Origin of the sequence: Fusobacterium mortiferum ATCC 9817, assembly GCF_000158195.2 — a bacterium.
GTDB lineage: Bacteria > Fusobacteriota > Fusobacteriia > Fusobacteriales > Fusobacteriaceae > Fusobacterium_A > Fusobacterium_A mortiferum.
This window is the reverse complement of the sequence record NZ_GL987994.1, coordinates 715079-732650: the sequence shown is the minus strand read 5'-3', so window position 1 is coordinate 732650 and position 17572 is coordinate 715079. Positions and strand designations below refer to the sequence as shown.

Below are 17572 nucleotides of genomic sequence, written 5' to 3'. Positions count from 1 at the left end.
GGTATACAGTACCAGAAAGTCCTAGACTCCGTGATGTTGATACTATATTTTCAACTACTCCCTCTTAATACAAATATCTTTTTCTATTTACTTAAATAATAATATCATAACTTTTATTAAAAGTCAAGAGGTTTATCCTATCTTCCCCAAGTATCTGTATTTTTATTCCAAGAAGCAGCTATTTCAGCTTCCTCTTCAGTTAAATATTTTTCTTCTTTTGCTAATTCAAGTAATGCTGTGAAGTTAGATAAAGTTTCCCATTTGATATTTTTTTCTCCAAAGTTTTTATAAGCTTTATCAAACTCATAAGAGAAGATAGCTAGTACTTCTACTTCTTTAGCTCCTTCATTTCTAGCAGCTTCAACAGCTTTTATTGAGCTTCCCCCAGTAGAGATTAAGTCTTCAATTACAATAACTTTTTTTCCTTCAAAATCTGCTCCTTCTATTTGTCTTCCTGCTCCGTGAGCTTTTTTCTCTCCTCTTATATAACTCATTGGTTTATTCATCAGTTGTGCTATAAAAGCTGCCCAAGGAATTCCAGCAGTTGCTGTTCCTGCTACTACATCAAAATCTTTTTCAGATAATTTTTTTATAAACTCATCTACTACTACTTGTCTTTCAACAGGATATCCTATCATTTTTCTATTGTCACAATAGATTGGACTTTTGATTCCAGATACAAATGTAAATGGTTCCTTTACATTTAATTTTACTGCTCCTGTGCTTAATAATGATTTTGCTACATCTTTTGCTCTACTCATGATAATTAATTTCCCTCCCATATTTTCCATAAAACTCTTTATTTGAATATACTATTTGACCTCTTAAAATTGTTGTAACAACTCTTCCACCTCTATTAAATTTTTCATATGGTGTCCAATTTGCTTTAGTTATTACATCATCATCTTTTATAGCTGACTTATCTTCTCTATCTATTATTACTAAATCAGCATCATATCCAACTTGAATTTTTCCTTTATTTGCTATATTAAAAATTTCAGCTGGTTTTGTACACATTACCTCAATGAGTCTTGCCATTGAGATTTTCCCTTCATCTACACCTTTCAGCATCATCTCAAGTGAGTTTTCTACTCCAGGTATACCAAAAGTAAGTTTTGCTAATTTTTCCTCTATTAGATGAGGTGCATGGTCTGTTCCTATTGTATCAATAGTTCCATCAGCAAGAGCTTTCCATAACTCCTCATTATCCTCTTTAGTTTTTAATTCTGGCTTCATTCTAAGTAACATTGAACTTCTCTCATCAGCATTTACATCATCTACATTTAAGAAAAGGTGGTGTGGAGTAACTTCTCCGTAAACTTTTAATCCCTTAGCCTTTGCTTCTCTTAACATCTTAGCTTCACTAGCTTTAGATAGATGACATAGATATAATGGTTTATCATATTTTTCACAAAGCTCAATAGCTTTGGCTACCATCTCTTCTTCAGCATGTACAGATATAATTTTTGATTCTCTAAAAATATTTTCTATAACACTATCTTCTGTTATTAACATATCTCCAGTAGACATATTTAAAAATATCTTTGTAGAAGCAACCTTATCTATTACTTTTTTTATCTCTTCACTGTTATCGTTTCTACTTCCACCAAAATTAAATCCATAGTCTACATATGATTTTCCAACCATCATAGCTCTTTTTTCTTCAAATATTTCAGAAGTAGTTACAGCTGGTATTGTATTTGGCATATCAATAAATGTAGTAACTCCACCTCTAGCACAAGCCATACTTCCAGTCATAAAATCCTCTTTATGAGAAAGTCCTGGGTCTCTCATATGACAATGAGCATCTACCACTCCAGGAATTACCCATTTTCCTTTAGCATCTACTACCTCTAATCTTCCTTCTGGAATATTTTCCGATATCTCTATTATTTTCCCATCTGCTGTTAATATATCTGTAACTTTTTCTACTCCATCAATTAGAATTCTACAGTTTTTTATTAGCATAATCCTGCCTCTTTCATTCCTTCTAAGATTTCTGCCTCTACCATTTGTGCTGCTTTAGCTGGGTCTTCATTTTTAGTAATTGGTCTACCTACTACTAAGAAATCACAACCATTTATTATTGCATCTTTTGGAGTCATTATTCTCTCTTGGTCATTTGTAGCTGACCATTTTGGTCTTACTCCTGGACACACAGTTTTGAAATCTTTTCCACAAGTATCTTTTATAAGTTTAGCTTCCCATGGAGAACATACTACTCCATCTAATCCAGATGTTTTTACAAGTTTTGCCCAGTTTAAAGCTAAATCAGCAAGAGAAAGTTTTGATTGGAAAGTCTCCTCTACATCTTCTACTGATAAACTTGTTAAAACTGTAACTCCTATTACAAGGTTATCTTGATTTATTTTTTTAACCTCTTCTGCAACTTTAGTCATCATCTTTCTTCCACCACTAGCATGTACATTGAACATAAATACATTTTGCTTAGCAGCAAACACAGAAGCCATAGCTGTTGTATTTGGAATATCGTGGAATTTTAAATCCAAGAAAACTTTTTTCCCTTTAGCAGAAAGATACTCTATTATCTCTCCTTTAGAGTTTAAGAAAAGTTCTAATCCAACTTTATAAAAAGTTGCTCCATCTCCAATTTTTTCTACAAGCTCTTTTGCTTGGTCAGCTGTTGGGAAATCCAAAGCTATTATCATTCTATCCTTAGCACTATACATAAAATCTCCTTTCACTTTTAAAGAAAACTAAGAATTGTTCCATATTCCAAAAAGTTGATTAACTATAAGCTTACTTCACTAAAAACACAAAATTCGCTTTGCTCAAACAGTTGTGTTTTTTAACATTCAGTTTCGCTGAGTTAATCTAACTTCTCTCCATAAATTACACAATTCTTTGAGTTTTCTTTCTTGGTACAAATATTTTTCTTATCTGTGAGCTGCCCCTACTAACTCACTTATATTTTCAAATCCATTCTCTTCACAATATTTTTGTAATCCCTCAGCTATTTCTACAGCTAACATAGGATTAGAGAAAATAGCTGAACCTATTGATATCATAGAAGCTCCAGCCATTATAAACTCAAGAGCATCTTCTACTGAAGCTATTCCTCCCATTCCAATAATAGGAATATTTACAGCTTTATATACTTGATAAACCATTCTTACAGCTACAGGTTTTACAGCTGGTCCAGAAAATCCTCCAAAAGTATTTCCTAACACTGGTTTTTTAGTTCTTATATCTATTACCATTCCAAGTAAAGTATTGATAAGAGATACTGCATCTGCTCCATTTTCCTCTACTATTTTAGCTATACTAGCTATATCAGTAACATTGGGAGAAAGTTTTACTACTAATGGTTTAGATGTAACTTTTCTTACCTCTCTTGTTACTCTAGCAGCTACCTCTGGATTAGCTCCAAAAGCCATACCTCCATCTTTTACATTTGGACAAGAGATATTTAACTCTACTACTGCTATTTCAGGAATTTTATCTACTCTTTTTGCTATTTCAACATACTCCTCTACAGTTTTTCCATTGATATTAGCTATTATATTTGTAGTTATTCCTTGAGCTTTCATCTCTGGTAAAATGTGAGATTCAAAATAATCTATTCCAGGATTTTCAAGTCCTACACAGTTTAACATTCCAGCAGGAGTTTCAGCTATTCTTGTACCATAGTTTCCATCTCTTGGCTCTACAGTAAGCCCTTTTATTCCTATTCCACCTAATATATTTGGGTCAAAATATTCTTTATATTCCATTCCAAATCCAAAACAACCAGAAGAAGTTACTATTGGATTTTTAAAATCTACACCTAAAAATTTAGTTTGTAATCTGTTCATCTTTTCCTCCAACAAATTAATTTCCACAACAAGTTTCAGTTTTTTCTACAACTGGGTCAAAGTCTACAATAGTTTCAGAATCAAAAACAGGTCCATCATGACATACTTTTTTCATTCCAAATTTTGTTTTGATTGAACAACCAACACAAGCTTTTACTCCACAAGCCATTCTAGCTTCCAATGAAATTTCACACTTAGTTTCAAATTTCTTAGCTGTTTTTGCAACTGCTTCCATCATTTTTTGTGGTCCACAAGTAAATACCATATCATATTTTTTAGCTTTCATTAATTCTTCCATTTTAACTATAACATTTCCATGTATTCCTACAGAACCATCATCAGTTGTAATATAGTTCTCTATTCCATCAAGATTGAAATTTGACATTATCTCCATAGCTTCTCTGTTTCTTCCACCTGCTATAAAAGTAACTTTATTATTTTTAGATAAAACTTCTATTAATAGTTTCATTGGAGCCATTCCCATTCCTCCACCTACTACTAATAACTCTTTCCCAGAGATTTCTGTTGTAAATCCTGTTCCAAGTGGTCCTTGAATATTTATTATCTCTCCAGCTTTCATAGAGGCTAAATCTTTAGTTCCTCCACCTTTTATCTCATAATAAAACTCTAAAATATTATTCTCTTTATCTGCATAATGTAAGCTGATAGGTCTTCTTAAAAAATATACACCATTTTTACATTGTAACATATAAAACTGTCCAGCTTTAGCAGCTTTTACTGTTTTATCTCCTTTTACTTTCATAAGGTAGTTGTGTCCAGCAACTAATTTGTTTTCTAAAATTTCACAATTTTCTAAAAACATTTCTCCTCCCAAATTTATATAAATTAACTATTTTATCTCTTTACCACAATAGTAACAGAATTTTCCATAATCTTTTACTACTACTTTATTTTCTGTCTCTTCAAAGTGAGTTACACACTTAGGATTTTTACAAACAGTTAAGAAATGCTCTTCTACTTCTTCTTTCTCCTCTTTTCTAGGAGCAGTGGAATTTTTTAATCCTAGTGCTAAAGCATACATAGCCTCTCTTGTAGGAACTCCATTTGCTGCTTGTTTAAAGTATAGTGCGTGCTTTGTATCATCTAAATCTATATTTATCTCATCTACTCTTGGTAGTGGATGTAATATTATCATATGCTCTTGACACTTATTTAATATAGTATCCTTAGATATTTTGTAAACTCCACTTACTTTATTATACTCCTCTATATCATCAAATCTTTCTCTTTGAATTCTTGTCATATAAAGTACATCTATCTCTTTTAATATTGGCTCATACTCAGAACAGATATGGTATTTCATTCCTTTTTCATCTAACTCTTTAGTGATGTACTCTGGTATTTGTATTGATTCTGGAGCTACGAAATAAAACTCTCCACCAAACATCTCTAATGCTTTAGTAAGAGAGTGTACAGTTCTTCCATATTTTAAATCTCCTACAAAAGCTATTTTAATATTTTCAATTCTTCCAATCTCTTTTTTTATTGTAAATAAGTCTAAAAGAGTTTGGCTAGGGTGTTCATTTGCTCCATCTCCAGCATTGATAACAGGATTTTTAGAAATTTCAGAAGCGAATTTTGCTGCTCCCTCTATATAGTGTCTCATAACTATTATATCAGAGTAAGCCTCTACCATTTTTATAGTATCTCTTAAAGACTCCCCTTTTTTTAATGAAGTAGCATCTGGAGAATCAAATCCTAAAACTTGTGCTCCTAATCTATAAGCTGCTGATGTAAATGATAATCTTGTTCTTGTTGAAGGTTCAAAGAATAAACTTCCTACTATTTTCCCCTTTGCTAACTCTGCTTCTGGTTTTTGTGAAAGTTCATTTGCTACTTCTAATACTTCTAATATCTCTTCTTTTGTTAAATCTTTAATAGATATGAAATCTTTCATTTCCTACTCCCTCCTGTTATAAAATATTTTAAATTAGTCATAAAAAAAGGAATGAGTCCCTCTTTTTAAAAGAGAGTTAACATTCCTTTGATATCTTTAATAATATAATTTTTAAAAAGTATAAAATAATTAGAAAATAAAATAGAAACAGAGTGCATATCTTTTAGCTTATCTATAAAATTTCTCATCTCTACTCCTCCTTACTTTCTACATATATCTTTGCTATTCTATCATAGTTTTCAGTTTTTTTCAAGTATGATTTTAATTTTTTAATACCTCTATTAGTTGTGTCTTATAATTATTCAAATTCTCTATTAAATTATCTATCTGTTCCCTAGTCAATTTTACACTTTTTTCAGGTAGTGGAACACTTTTAAATCCATCACTTACCTCTACATTTGTTACTGGGAACATATAATTCTCTTCACTCATTATTTTTTGGAAATCATCACTCAAAACTCTCTCCATAAATTTCTTAGCTCCAGCTTTAACCTCTTTTTTATTCACAAGTGAAACTCCCTCTTGATAAATAAAACTTCCATCTTCTAATAAGAAACTATCATATTTTGAAGAATCCTCACCTGTAAAAAATAGATTACTTGTAGCATACCCTATCATCATAGGTGCTTCTCCTGCTGTAAATTTAGCAAAGGCTTCACTCCAACCAGGCTCTACACTATATATAGCTGGTTTTAATTCCTTCCAAAACTCTAACCAATTTTCACCATAAAGAGCTATACTCCATTGTAACGCTTCCTCTCCAGTAATTGATACTTTTGGATTTTCTACCATAAGTTGCTTATTAAATTTCTCCAACTCTTTTAAATTTTTAGGTGGTACTGAAATCTTTTCCTTATTGTAATTTATTGCTAAAACACCATAATCCATTGGAATAACATAATCACTACTCATTTTGAAATTTTTATTTTTAATATTTCCAATATTTTGAGGAACATATGGTAATATTAGTCCCTCTCTTTTAGCCATCTCTGTAGTTAACTCTGTAAGTCCTACTACAATATCTGCCTTTGGTCTTTTCTTTTCCAGTTTTAGCCTTCCAACAATCCCATCTATAGAGACAAACTTTATAGTATCTCCTGTTTCTTTCTGAAATACCTTTCCGTACTCCTTCTCTATCCATTTCATCGAACTTGGTCCATAGATAGTTATCTCCTCAGCGTTGATAGTTGTTGCTCCTCCTACAAATAGGCAAGTTAATAAAATTTTTTTCATACTTTTCTCTCCTTTCCTTTCTAGCATTACCTAGATAGGTTCTGACGGTCGAATATTAATTCCTCTCAGCCTCTTAGCTCCCGTTTTCATGTTACTATTATACTCTATTTTTCCTCTTTTTCAAAATATAAATTTTTTTGTTCATATAAAAAAATATTTTGCTAATATAAATATTGATGAAAAAGAAGCATTAGAAACTTCTTCTGCTACTTCTTCAACTGCTACTGATGCAAAAAAATAAAACTTAATAAAAAAACTCCCCATCTAGTTAAGATGGGGTAATTTTTTTACTTCATTCCTACTATATTTTCACTTTTTAAAATATAAGTCTGTTTATGGGCTAGTGGAATAAAATATCTACTACTATATGTTAAATAGAAAATTTTATCAATTATTCTTTCTTTATACTCCTTATTTCTTTCTTCTTTAAATAAATTAAAAAATGGTAAAAGCGAATCTTCTAAATCATAATCTATTAATTCTCCAACTATAGTCTTTTCTAAACTAGTTAATGGATAAACACTATTTATTGTAATATTGTATAGAGCTATATCATAATCCTTACTTCTTAATTTATTCAAAAATTTATCTAAATTATAAATTTCAATCTCTACATTCAATCCATTTTGAATTAAATCATGTGCTACATATTGTGCAAAATTTCTGTTGTGAATTGTATTCAAACACATTATTTTTATCTTTTTCTCAAAATGTCCACTATTTTTTAAAATTTTAATAGCTTCTCTTCTGCTATAGTTTTTCTCTAAAAATGAAATTTTTATATCAAACATCTCTTGTGGACAAATAGTGGTAGCTTCTCTATTCAAAAGAGACTCTAATGCTTTTCTATCATTTAAAGAATAATTTTTTTTATTTCCAAAAACTAAAGATATTATGTCATATACTGTATCTTTAACTATTTTCTTGCCTCTTAAATTTCCTATTTTTTTAGCGGTTTCAATATCCTCTTTATATAAATCATAGGAGTAATAGTTGGGTAAATTTAAAGAGTTAATCAATCTTTGATAACTATTTAATTCTCCTTTTATTTCAACATTTTCAAATATAGAACTTTGATCAAAATAATATTTATTTTTTTTCAATTTAATTTTATTTTTTTCTATTTCTTCAATAGCATATCTTCCGCTTGTAAAAATTTTATTATTCTCTCTTTTTAATATTGACATTAGAGGATTTGTTAAGCCTATTTCTAATTCATGGTCCGGATAATTTAATAAAATTATAAATTCTCTATCATTTAAAACTTGAATTTGTTGTATTGAAGAGTATAAATCGTTCATATATCCATTCTTTAAATAATTTTCTATTGAATCTTTTACATCTTGTGCTGTTATAGAATCTCCATTAGAAAAATATATATCCTCTCTCAATTTACAATATATTTCCATCTCATCATTTTTTTTATACTCTTCTAGTAAGTATGGAACAACTTGCCCATCTTTATCAATTTTAAATAGTTGTGCATATATATAATTCGTCGCTCTTCTAGAATATGTATCTCTTAGTAATATAGGATCTATTGTCTCTACTTTTACTTCTTGTTCTATTACCAAACTATCACTTTGCTCTATTTTTTCATCCTCAAACAAATTATTTATTTCATTTTCAAATGAAAATCCAGATGTACTTATAATAAAGAACACTATCATTTTAAATAAAACTTTTTTCATTTTCTCCTCTTTCTTCATAAATTATATCTCTTATAAAAAATTTAATTTAAATGTATGTTACATATTTATAAAATTGACCAACACATTTATATCATTTTATATAATTGTACAAAAAAAAGTCAACATTCCAAACACGTTTTTAATTTTTTTAAAATTAAAACTATAATTTTCTTCAATAATATAAAAAAGCCATGAGATTTCCTCATGACTTAACTATCTAATTAAGATACTTATTTATAATTTCTTCATATTTTCCATTCTTTTTTAAATTTGATAACCCTCTATTTATTACTTCAATAAACTCTTTATTCTTACCTTTTTTTACCATAACTGCACATTCAGAATAATCTTCCTCTCCTAATGGCATTTTTACCTTTAGACCATTTGCAATATTATACTCAACAAAAATAACATCATCTATTTCTTTACGTGCCTCAGATATTGACATACCTGAAAAAATTGCATCTACTTCTTCATTATCTAATGCCTCCATTGAAGCTTGAAATCCTAAAGGTAATAATTCATATTTAAAATTTTGATCTTCTGCTAAGGCTTTTAATAATTCAATATCAATACCTTTAAGTTTCCCATCTTTATCTTCATATTCAAATGGCGGAAAATATATATCAGTTGCTACTTTATAAATTTTTTCTCCAGCCCGAATGAATTAATACACCAAAATATAAAAATAGATATTCTTATTAAGTGATAAAAAAATTTCATTACTCCTCCCATACATACTTATATATCTTTTTATAATATTATTAAGTATACAAATTTCTACGCCAACGATAAGTGTATAACAAAAAAAAAAAAAAAAATCAAGTTTTAAAACATAAGTTTTTTATATTAAATTTATAAAGTTTTTACTTCTCTATAAATTTTCTATCTCATCATTTAATATAATAACCATTTTAAAAATTATAAATTTTTCAAACAAATTTTAGTTGTCATTTTAATTTAGATTTTTTAATTTTTTAAGAAAAAAAATATTTGATTGTTATAATTTAATTTATATGTTATAATTTTTTCTGGACTGTTATTGTCTAATATAATATGAATGGAGAGTTTCAAATGACAAACAACAATATTACTAATAAGATGTTTCTAAGTCTTATGATCCCTTTTATTCTTTCTACAATAACTCAACCTTTATTAGGGGCAGCTGATATGGCAGTTATTGGAAAGTTAAATAATACTAATTTTATTTCAGGTGTTTCTATTGGAACCTTAATTTTCAATACTATCTATTGGATATTTGGATTTTTAAGAGTGAGCACCACTGCTTATAGTGCTCAATCAAGTCATTATACAAATAAAAAAGATATTAGTGATGTTTTTTTCCGTCCACTATTAATAGCTTTTATTATTAGTTTCATTATGATTATTTCACAAAACTTAATTTTTGAAAGTTCTATGAAGTTTATTAATCCAGATATTAATATTCAAAAAGTAGCTTATACTTATTTTAAAATACTTATATGGGGAGCTCCCTTTGTTTTGACAAATTATGTACTTTTAGGTTGGCTTATGGGATTAGGAAATGTCAAATCTTCTATGACTATGCAAATCTCTGGTAATCTATTGAATATACTTTTAGATATTTTATTTGTTATATTCTTAGATTATAAAGTTGAAGGAGTTGCTTATGCTACTCTTATCTCACAAATTTTTTCAACTATTCTTGGAATAATATTTATTACTCCATACTCTTATCATAAATATTTAGATTTTAAATCTATTATAAATAAAAAAGAGATTATAAATATTTTATGTGTAAATAGAGATTTAATGATTAGAACTTTCTGTTTAGTATCTCACAATAATCTCTTTACCATGGCTAGTTCTAGATTAGGTGGAGATATTCTTGCTACAAATGCTATACTATTCCAAATAATGTCAATTTTCTCATATGCTTTTGATGGAATTGCCAATACAGCTAGTGTATTCTCTGGAAGAGCTAGAGGACAGAAAAATAATACACTTATGAAAAATTGTTGGAAACAAACTTTTTTCTGGGGAATCATTGCAACAATTTTAATTACAATAGTGTTTGTCTTATTTAATAGAACTATTATTGAAATCTTTACAAAGCTTCCTAATATATTAATATTAACTCAAAAATACTCAATCTGGTTAGTACTATATCCTTCTATTGCTTTTTTAGGATTAACTTTTTATGGAGTGTTTACAGGAGCAGCTAAAACAGTTCCTATTATGACATCTACAGTATTAGCTTTTATTTCATTTTTCATAGCTTGGAAATTTTTAATACCAATTTATGGAAACAATGGCGTTTGGTTATCACTACTTGTCTTCTATTTAGGAAGAGGTATATTCTTAATCCCTCAATTAAAAAAGACCTTAACTAATTAAAATTCAAATGTAATACCTAGTCTACTTAGATATTTTTATTTAAAAACTACTAAAAAATAAAGAGAGAAAGTATAATTTTATCTTACCTTCTCTCTTTTTATTATCTCTTTTTAAAACTCTAAGTGACACATTACTTCATGTTCACTATCAAATCTTTTCATTTTTGGCTTTTTAACTTTACACACCTCTATTGCTGATTTACATCTATTAACAAAAGGACACTCATCTTTTAATAGAATTGGACTAGGAATATCCCCTTCTAAAATCTCCAACCTATTATTTTTCTCCAAACTTAATACACTCTTTATTAAAGCATGAGTATATGGGTGTTTTGCTTCTAATTTTAAGTTTTTACTCTTTAATTTTTCGACAATATGCCCTAGATACATAACCACAACTTCATCAGCTAATGACTGTACCAAAGCTAAATCATGACAGATAAATATTATACTCATATTTGTTTCTCTCTGTATCTTTTTCAAAAGCTCTATTATACTTTTTTGAATAGATACATCTAAGGCTGAGGTTGCCTCATCACAAATAAGAATTTCAGGTTTAAGTGATATAGCTCTAGCTATTCCTACCCTCTGTAACTGTCCTCCACTTAAATTATGTGGATAAGCATTCAAGTAATCACTTGATAACTCTACCATATTTAAAAGCTCTTTTGCTTTCTTCTCTTTCTCTTCCTTTTTTATCAATCCAAAATTAAGAAGTGGCTCTGTCAAAATATCCTTTATTGTCATTCTTGGATTAAAAGCTCCATGAGCATCTTGGAAGATCATTTGAATATTTTTTCTATTCTCCCTTAACTCCTTTTTATTAAATTTTGAAATATCTTTTCCTTTGTAAAGTATTTCACCCTCAGTTAGTTTCTCTAATTGGACTATCAATCTCACTAAAGTTGATTTTCCACATCCACTCTCTCCTACTATCCCTGTAATTTTTCCCTCTTCTATATCTAAATTTATATTATTACAAGCTTTTAAAGTTTTACCATCAGAAGTTATAAAATACTTATTTACATTTTTTAATTCTAATATTTTTTTACTCATAATTTTCCTCACTCTCTAAAGTAGGAACAGAGGCTATTAATAATTTAGTATATTCAGACTTTGGATTTTTTAAAACCTCTTCTGTTTTTCCAGTTTCAACAATTTTCCCATCTTTCATAACAACCAATCTATCAGCTAAATATGCAGCTACTCCTAAGCTATGTGTCACTACTACCATTGTCGTACCAAATTTTTCTCTCATGTGAAGTAATTCAGTAACAATCTGAGCTTGTGTTGTTACATCTAGAGCACTTGTAGGTTCATCTGCTAATAATATTTTAGGATTAAATGTCATAGCCATAGCTATTCCTACTCTTTGGCACATTCCTCCACTCAACTGATATGGATAACTGTTCATTATATTTTCTGGAGATGGAAGATTTGTTTTCCTCAAATTCTCTATTGCTTTAGTTTCGGCTTCTTCCTTTGAGATTTTGAGATGTTGTCTAATATATTCAATATATTGCCTTCCTATCTTTCTAATAGGATTAAGAGTATGACGTGTCTCTTGAAAAACGATTGTTATATCTCTTCCTTTTTCAAACTTCTTATCATTTAAAATGTTTTTTCCTTCAAATAGTACTTCTCCTACTATCTTAGTAGTTTCAGGAAGTCCTCCTACAATACTTTTAATGAGAGTGGATTTTCCACTTCCACTCTCACCTACTATACCTATAATTTCACCTTTTTTTATATCAAGATTAAAATCTGAAACTGCTACCTTTCCATTCTCATAAGTTATCCCAATATTTTTTAAAGTTAGCATATACACTCCTATTTAAAATGACATCTTATCTGTTAACCAATAGTAATCCATTGGATACATCACTACATTTTTTAATTTTGTTGAAGAGATTAAGTAAGCAGTTTCATATCCAAAGAATATTGTTGCACAATCATCCATTATAAGTTGCTGAATTTCTATAATTAACTCTCTTCTCTTATCAGGATCAAACTCTGATGAAAGCTCATCTAATAAAGCATCTACTTTTGGATTATTATATCCAGTTTGATTTGTAGAAGCTTTACTGTACCAGTTCTCACGTAAATAATTTTCAGGATCTCCACTATTAGCAACTAAAACATTCCATATAAGTAAATCAAAATTTCCACTATCTCTATATTTTAATACTGTTTCATAACTTACTGTTATTAATTTTACTTTTATTCCAATCTCTTTTAAACTAACTTGAGCCGCTTGTGCATAAACTTTTAACTCTTCTCTACTTGTATAGATAACAAAGTTTAACTCTATTTTTTGCCCATCTGGAGTTTCTAAATACCCATCTCCATCAATATCTTTATATCCAGCCTTAGCTAAAATTTCCTTTGCATTTTCAGGATTATATGTGTTTTCATCAACAAGTTGATCAAATCCAAAATTTAATGTTGGTGGTACTGGTGCTTTTCCTGGAGTTGCTGCTCCTCCTAATAAAACAGTTGTATAAACCTCTTTATTCAAAGCTCTATTTATAGCTTGACGTAATACTTTATCTTTTAAAATTCCATTTTCATTCATAAAAGCAAAAGTTCCTCTTAATGACTTTATACTTTGAATATTATACTTATCATTATTTTTAAAATCAACTAAATTTTCTGGCTTTAGGCTATATGCCATTTGAATTTCTCCACTTTGTAGTGCTAAAGAACGTGTTGCTTGGTCATTTATATATTTAAATACCACACGATCAAATGGAACCTCTCCTCCCCAGTAGTTTTCATTTCTAACTACTGAACAATACTCTGTTGGATTAAATTTCTCTACAACATATGGTCCTGTTGAAATAGGTCCCTCCATAGCAAATTTTGTTGTATCAGCTTCTGTATTTACAATTATGAAAAGAGGATCTGCAAGACATCCTGGAAGTGTTGTCACTGGCTTTTCAGTTTCAATTATTAAATAATTTTTATCTGCTACTATACTCTTTGGAATAAAAAATGTATTAGCTCTCTGATTTAACTTAAAAGTACGCTCTAAAGAGTTTTTTACACTTTCTGATGTCATTAATGTTCCATCTGAAAATTTTACTCCCTCTCTTATTTTAAATTTCCAACTTTTTCCATCTTTACTATTTTCCCAACTCTCTGCCAATAGTGGTACTAACTCTCCTTTTTCATCAAATTTTGTAAGTGTTTCTCCAACTCCATATCTTGCTACTGTCCAACTAAAATACTGCTCTGTTGTTTCTAAAGTGTTAGCAAAACTAGGTGTCCCTATTACTATTTCCTTAACTTCACTTACTGAATTTTTATTTTCAACCTTCTCCTTTCCACAGGCTGTTAACAATATTAAACATAATATTGAAATAAATTTTAATACTTTTTTCATTTAAATTCTTCTCCTTTATACTTATATTTTTTTAATTTTCTTTTGGATCTAATATATCTCTAATACTATCCCCTAATAAGTTAAATATCACAACAACTATTATAATTGCTATCCCAGGTGAATATATTAACCATGGGGCCTTAAATATATATAATCTTCCTTCGTTTAACATCAATCCCCACTCTGGTATTGGAGCCTGTACCCCTACTCCTAGAAATGATAAAGATGTTATCTCTAATATCAACATACCTATATCAATAGTTGCTGTAACTAACATTGTAGGAAAGATATTTGGCAATAGATATTTAAGAAATAGATTTAAAGGTGTTATTCCCCCCATTATTGCTACTTCTATATATGTATTTTTTCTTATTTTCAAAGTTAAACTTCTAGCTAGTCTAGCATATCTAGGCCATGTAACTAAACTTATTGCTAAAACAGCATTAAAAGTACTTGGCCCAAGTATACCTGCTATTGCTATAGCTAGTATTAATCCCGGAAAAGCCATCATCATATCTGATATTTTCATGATTACATTATCTACTATTCCACCATAAAACCCAGCTATAACTCCCAATGTTCCTCCAACAAAAAAAACTATTGCCAGTAGTGAAAAAGCCATCACTAATGTTGTTCTTGTTCCATAAATAATTCTTGAAAAAATATCTCTTCCTAAAACATCAGTTCCTAATATATACTCCTTTGAAGGTGGTTTCAAGGAGTCCAACATAACAGCATGGTATGGATCTTTAGGGGCTAGAATTGGAGCTAATATCGCTATCAATATGACAATCATACTCAGAGATAGATATATTAAAAATTGTTTATTTTCTAAAATTTTTCTTATTCTCTTCAATTTTACTCCTTTACTCTTGGATCTAAAAATTTATATGAAAAATCCACAGCTAAATTTACTATCATATAAAATAGTGCAATAAATAAAACATATCCTTGAATCAATGGATAGTCATGTGCTGATATAGCCTTTATAGCTAGATTTCCCATTCCAGGCCAGTTATAAACTATTTCTATAATTGCTGTTCCACTTATTAAATTTCCTACAGTTACTCCTAAAAGTGTCATTATAGGTAACATTACATTAGGAAGCAACTGTTTAAATATTATAGTTCTCTTACTTAATCCCCTTATTTTACTAGCGACTATATACTCTTGTTTTAACTCTTCCAATACAATAATTCTAATTTGTCTAGTATATTTAGATGACATTGCCAAAGCTAAGGTAACTGCTGGTAAAATTAGAGCTTTTATATTATCAGTTCCTCCTATGATAGGAACCCAACCTAACTTTACACCAAATATACTTAAAAATATCAATCCCATCCAAAAACTTGGAATAGATATTCCTAAAAAACTAAAGCCTCTTATAATATAATCTATTATTTTATTTCTATTTAAAGCTGATATAAAACCTAATGGTATTGATATTAGCAACATTAAAACAAATGATACTACACTTAATTTTAGTGTGATAAGAAAACTAGAAATCAATTTTGTAAAAACTGGAACTTTTAAAGAAAAGGACATTCCCAAATCTCCCTTTAAAACCTTTAAAAGCCAAACCTTATATTGAATTAGAAAGGGTTTATCCAATCCTAGTTCAGCTCTTACTTTAGCCAATAGTTCTGGAGAGGGGATATTCCCTGAATCAGTTAACATAATTTCTGCCGGATCTCCAGGAGCAAGATAAGTTAAAGTAAAAGTTATAAAACTAACCCCTATTAAAACAATTAAAATTTGAAAAGACTTACTTATAAAACTTTTCATTAAATACTCCTTAATTTTAATCTAATAAATAATTTTTTAATAAAAACTAAAATTTTAATAATCAAATATATTTAAACATTTTTTATTAAAAAAATCAAGATAATTTTATACCAAATTTGTTAATTTTTAATATTTTTAAGAAAAACTATAACTACAAATAAAAATAGCCTTCTGTAAGAATAAACTTCTCACAAAAAGCTATTTTATTATATATTCATAAGAATATCATATGCTAACTCTTCTTTTTTCTTTTCCGGAAGAGATTTTATAGAATCTTTTCCTTTAATTATGTAAATTTCATTTGTTGATTTTTGCATATTGCTTGCATCATTAGCTACTATCATATCTAAATTTTTTCTTTCTAATTTTCCTATTGCATTTTCTATTAGATTTTCAGTTTCAGCTGCAAACCCTATTAATATTTGCTCTTTCTTTAATTTTCCCATCTCTAATAGTATATCTGGATTTCTATCTAACACTATTGTCAGTTCCCCATCTTTTTTCTTTATTTTTTCATTTGAATAATATTTAGGTTTATAATCAGCTACTGCTGCACAAGCTATTGCTATATCCATTTTTGAAAATCTTTTTATAGTTTCATCATACATCTCTTGAGCACTTCTTACTTGAACAAACTCCTTTACTCCTGTTGGTATTTCCAAATTAGTTGGTCCAGAAATAAGAACAACCTCTGCTCCCAAATCAACAGCTGACTTAGCTAGAGCATAACCCATCTGTCCACTTGATCTATTTGAAAGATATCTTATTGGGTCTATTGCTTCCTCTGTTCTCCCAGCTGTTATAAGGATTTTTTTTCCTGTTAAAACTTTTTCTCTATAGATATTATCTTTTTCTATAATCTCTATTATCTCATTTTCATCTTTCAAACGTCCCTTTGCATTTACATTACAAGCTAAAAATCCTTCATCTGCTTCTATAAATTTATATCCATATTTTTTTAACTTCTCTATATTATCTTTCAAAATAGGATTTTCATACATATTTACATTCATAGCCAAAGCAAAATACACAGGCTTTTTGCAAGCTGAAATTACAGTTGACAGCATATCATCAGCTATTCCATTAGCTACTTTTCCTACTATATTATATGTAGCTGGAGCTACTAATACTACATCAGCCCAATCTGCTAATGAGATATGTTCCACTTCAAAATGCGGATTTTTATCCCACATATCCACATACACTCTATTTCTTGAAAGAGTTTCCAATGTAAGTGGAGTAATTATTTTTGTAGCATTTTCTGTCATAATAACTTTGACATTATATCCCTTTTTCTTTAATTTTGAAATAATATTAGCAGACTTATATGCTGAAATTCCTCCTGTAACTCCTATAAGTATATTTTTCAT

The 17572-nt window shown here is 29.0% G+C and carries 17 protein-coding genes; 1 reads left to right on the top strand and 16 read right to left on the bottom strand.

All coding sequences use genetic code 11. The features are described 5' to 3' along the window. Positions 1-137: 137 nt before the first annotated feature. The 10 genes from pyrE to FMAG_RS14205 all read right to left on the bottom strand — a co-directional run bounded on the left by pyrE (position 138) and on the right by FMAG_RS14205 (position 9303). Entirely contained in the window at positions 138-761 is a 624-nt protein-coding gene (gene pyrE / locus FMAG_RS13110) for an orotate phosphoribosyltransferase (protein ID WP_005887442.1), read from the bottom strand. Further along, positions 754-1968, bottom strand: coding sequence for a dihydroorotase (locus tag FMAG_RS13105; protein ID WP_005887440.1), 1215 nt, complete (start codon positions 1966-1968; stop codon positions 754-756). The genes pyrE and FMAG_RS13105 overlap by 8 nt, the downstream gene beginning before the upstream one ends. After that, positions 1962-2690 (bottom strand): orotidine-5'-phosphate decarboxylase, encoded by a 729-nt coding sequence (gene pyrF / locus FMAG_RS13100; protein ID WP_005887438.1) that lies wholly within the window; start codon positions 2688-2690, stop codon positions 1962-1964. Before pyrF ends, FMAG_RS13105 begins: the two co-directional genes overlap by 7 nt. Before the next feature lie 207 nt (positions 2691-2897). Further along, complete coding sequence (locus FMAG_RS13095; RefSeq protein WP_005887436.1) at positions 2898-3815, bottom strand: dihydroorotate dehydrogenase; 918 nt, start codon at positions 3813-3815, stop codon at positions 2898-2900. 16 nt (positions 3816-3831) lie between these two features. After that, positions 3832-4638, bottom strand: a complete 807-nt coding sequence (locus FMAG_RS13090) for a dihydroorotate dehydrogenase electron transfer subunit (protein WP_005887434.1) — start codon at positions 4636-4638, stop codon at positions 3832-3834. A 27-nt stretch (positions 4639-4665) separates the two neighbouring features. After that, positions 4666-5733, bottom strand: a complete 1068-nt coding sequence (gene pyrB, locus FMAG_RS13085) for an aspartate carbamoyltransferase (protein ID WP_005887432.1) — start codon at positions 5731-5733, stop codon at positions 4666-4668. A 65-nt stretch (positions 5734-5798) separates the two neighbouring features. Then, a complete protein-coding gene (locus FMAG_RS14210) occupies positions 5799-5921 on the bottom strand; it encodes a hypothetical protein (protein ID WP_005887429.1) in 123 nt (40 codons plus the stop codon). 73 nt (positions 5922-5994) lie between these two features. Further along, positions 5995-6966, bottom strand: coding sequence for a thiamine ABC transporter substrate-binding protein (locus FMAG_RS13080; RefSeq protein ID WP_005887428.1), 972 nt, complete (start codon positions 6964-6966; stop codon positions 5995-5997). A gap of 287 nt (positions 6967-7253) precedes the next feature. Beyond that, a complete protein-coding gene (locus FMAG_RS13075; protein WP_005887426.1) occupies positions 7254-8657 on the bottom strand; it encodes an ABC transporter substrate-binding protein in 1404 nt (467 codons plus the stop codon). Between the two features lie 217 nt (positions 8658-8874). After that, positions 8875-9303: a transporter substrate-binding domain-containing protein gene (locus FMAG_RS14205; protein WP_261660877.1), complete on the bottom strand. Its 429-nt coding sequence runs from the start codon at positions 9301-9303 to the stop codon at positions 8875-8877. A gap of 428 nt (positions 9304-9731) precedes the next feature. Between FMAG_RS14205 and FMAG_RS13065 the strand changes: the two genes are divergently transcribed. Continuing rightward, entirely contained in the window at positions 9732-11033 is a 1302-nt protein-coding gene (locus FMAG_RS13065) for an MATE family efflux transporter (protein WP_005887423.1), read from the top strand. Between the two features lie 110 nt (positions 11034-11143). Here the strand turns inward: FMAG_RS13065 and FMAG_RS13060 are convergent, their stop codons facing one another. From FMAG_RS13060 to coaBC, 6 genes are all read right to left on the bottom strand, one after another. Further along, positions 11144-12088 carry an ABC transporter ATP-binding protein gene (locus FMAG_RS13060; protein ID WP_005887421.1) on the bottom strand — a complete coding sequence of 315 codons (945 nt, stop codon included), beginning with the start codon at positions 12086-12088 and terminating at the stop codon, positions 11144-11146. Beyond that, a complete protein-coding gene (locus FMAG_RS13055; protein WP_005887419.1) occupies positions 12081-12854 on the bottom strand; it encodes an ABC transporter ATP-binding protein in 774 nt (257 codons plus the stop codon). Before FMAG_RS13055 ends, FMAG_RS13060 begins: the two co-directional genes overlap by 8 nt. A gap of 12 nt (positions 12855-12866) precedes the next feature. Further along, complete coding sequence (locus FMAG_RS13050) at positions 12867-14417, bottom strand: ABC transporter substrate-binding protein (RefSeq protein WP_005887417.1); 1551 nt, start codon at positions 14415-14417, stop codon at positions 12867-12869. A gap of 31 nt (positions 14418-14448) precedes the next feature. Beyond that, the gene (gene nikC / locus FMAG_RS13045; protein ID WP_005887415.1) at positions 14449-15273 is read right to left on the bottom strand and encodes a nickel transporter permease; all 825 of its coding nucleotides are present in this window, start codon (positions 15271-15273) and stop codon (positions 14449-14451) included. A 2-nt stretch (positions 15274-15275) separates the two neighbouring features. Continuing rightward, positions 15276-16202 (bottom strand): nickel ABC transporter permease, encoded by a 927-nt coding sequence (nikB, locus tag FMAG_RS13040; RefSeq protein WP_005887414.1) that lies wholly within the window; start codon positions 16200-16202, stop codon positions 15276-15278. 206 nt (positions 16203-16408) lie between these two features. Next, positions 16409-17572 (bottom strand): bifunctional phosphopantothenoylcysteine decarboxylase/phosphopantothenate--cysteine ligase CoaBC, encoded by a 1164-nt coding sequence (gene coaBC, locus FMAG_RS13035; RefSeq protein WP_005887412.1) that lies wholly within the window; start codon positions 17570-17572, stop codon positions 16409-16411.

Excerpts from the sequence above, each read along its gene's own strand:
- FMAG_RS13075 (WP_005887426.1), bottom strand. The coding sequence starts at position 8,657 with ATGAAAAAAGTTTTATTTAAAATGATAGTGTTCTTTATTATAAGTACA.
- FMAG_RS13080 (WP_005887428.1), bottom strand. The coding sequence starts at position 6,966 with ATGAAAAAAATTTTATTAACTTGCCTATTTGTAGGAGGAGCAACAACT.
- FMAG_RS13050 (WP_005887417.1), bottom strand. The coding sequence starts at position 14,417 with ATGAAAAAAGTATTAAAATTTATTTCAATATTATGTTTAATATTGTTA.
- nikB (WP_005887414.1), bottom strand. The coding sequence starts at position 16,202 with ATGAAAAGTTTTATAAGTAAGTCTTTTCAAATTTTAATTGTTTTAATA.
- FMAG_RS14210 (WP_005887429.1), bottom strand. The coding sequence starts at position 5,921 with ATGAGAAATTTTATAGATAAGCTAAAAGATATGCACTCTGTTTCTATT.
- FMAG_RS13090 (WP_005887434.1), bottom strand. The coding sequence starts at position 4,638 with ATGTTTTTAGAAAATTGTGAAATTTTAGAAAACAAATTAGTTGCTGGA.
- FMAG_RS13095 (WP_005887436.1), bottom strand. The coding sequence starts at position 3,815 with ATGAACAGATTACAAACTAAATTTTTAGGTGTAGATTTTAAAAATCCA.
- FMAG_RS13055 (WP_005887419.1), bottom strand. The coding sequence starts at position 12,854 with ATGCTAACTTTAAAAAATATTGGGATAACTTATGAGAATGGAAAGGTA.
- pyrE (WP_005887442.1), bottom strand. The coding sequence starts at position 761 with ATGAGTAGAGCAAAAGATGTAGCAAAATCATTATTAAGCACAGGAGCA.
- pyrF (WP_005887438.1), bottom strand. The coding sequence starts at position 2,690 with ATGTATAGTGCTAAGGATAGAATGATAATAGCTTTGGATTTCCCAACA.
- FMAG_RS13060 (WP_005887421.1), bottom strand. The coding sequence starts at position 12,088 with ATGAGTAAAAAAATATTAGAATTAAAAAATGTAAATAAGTATTTTATA.
- pyrB (WP_005887432.1), bottom strand. The coding sequence starts at position 5,733 with ATGAAAGATTTCATATCTATTAAAGATTTAACAAAAGAAGAGATATTA.
- FMAG_RS13105 (WP_005887440.1), bottom strand. The coding sequence starts at position 1,968 with ATGCTAATAAAAAACTGTAGAATTCTAATTGATGGAGTAGAAAAAGTT.
- FMAG_RS13065 (WP_005887423.1), top strand. The coding sequence starts at position 9,732 with ATGACAAACAACAATATTACTAATAAGATGTTTCTAAGTCTTATGATC.
- coaBC (WP_005887412.1), bottom strand. The coding sequence starts at position 17,572 with ATGAAAAATATACTTATAGGAGTTACAGGAGGAATTTCAGCATATAAG.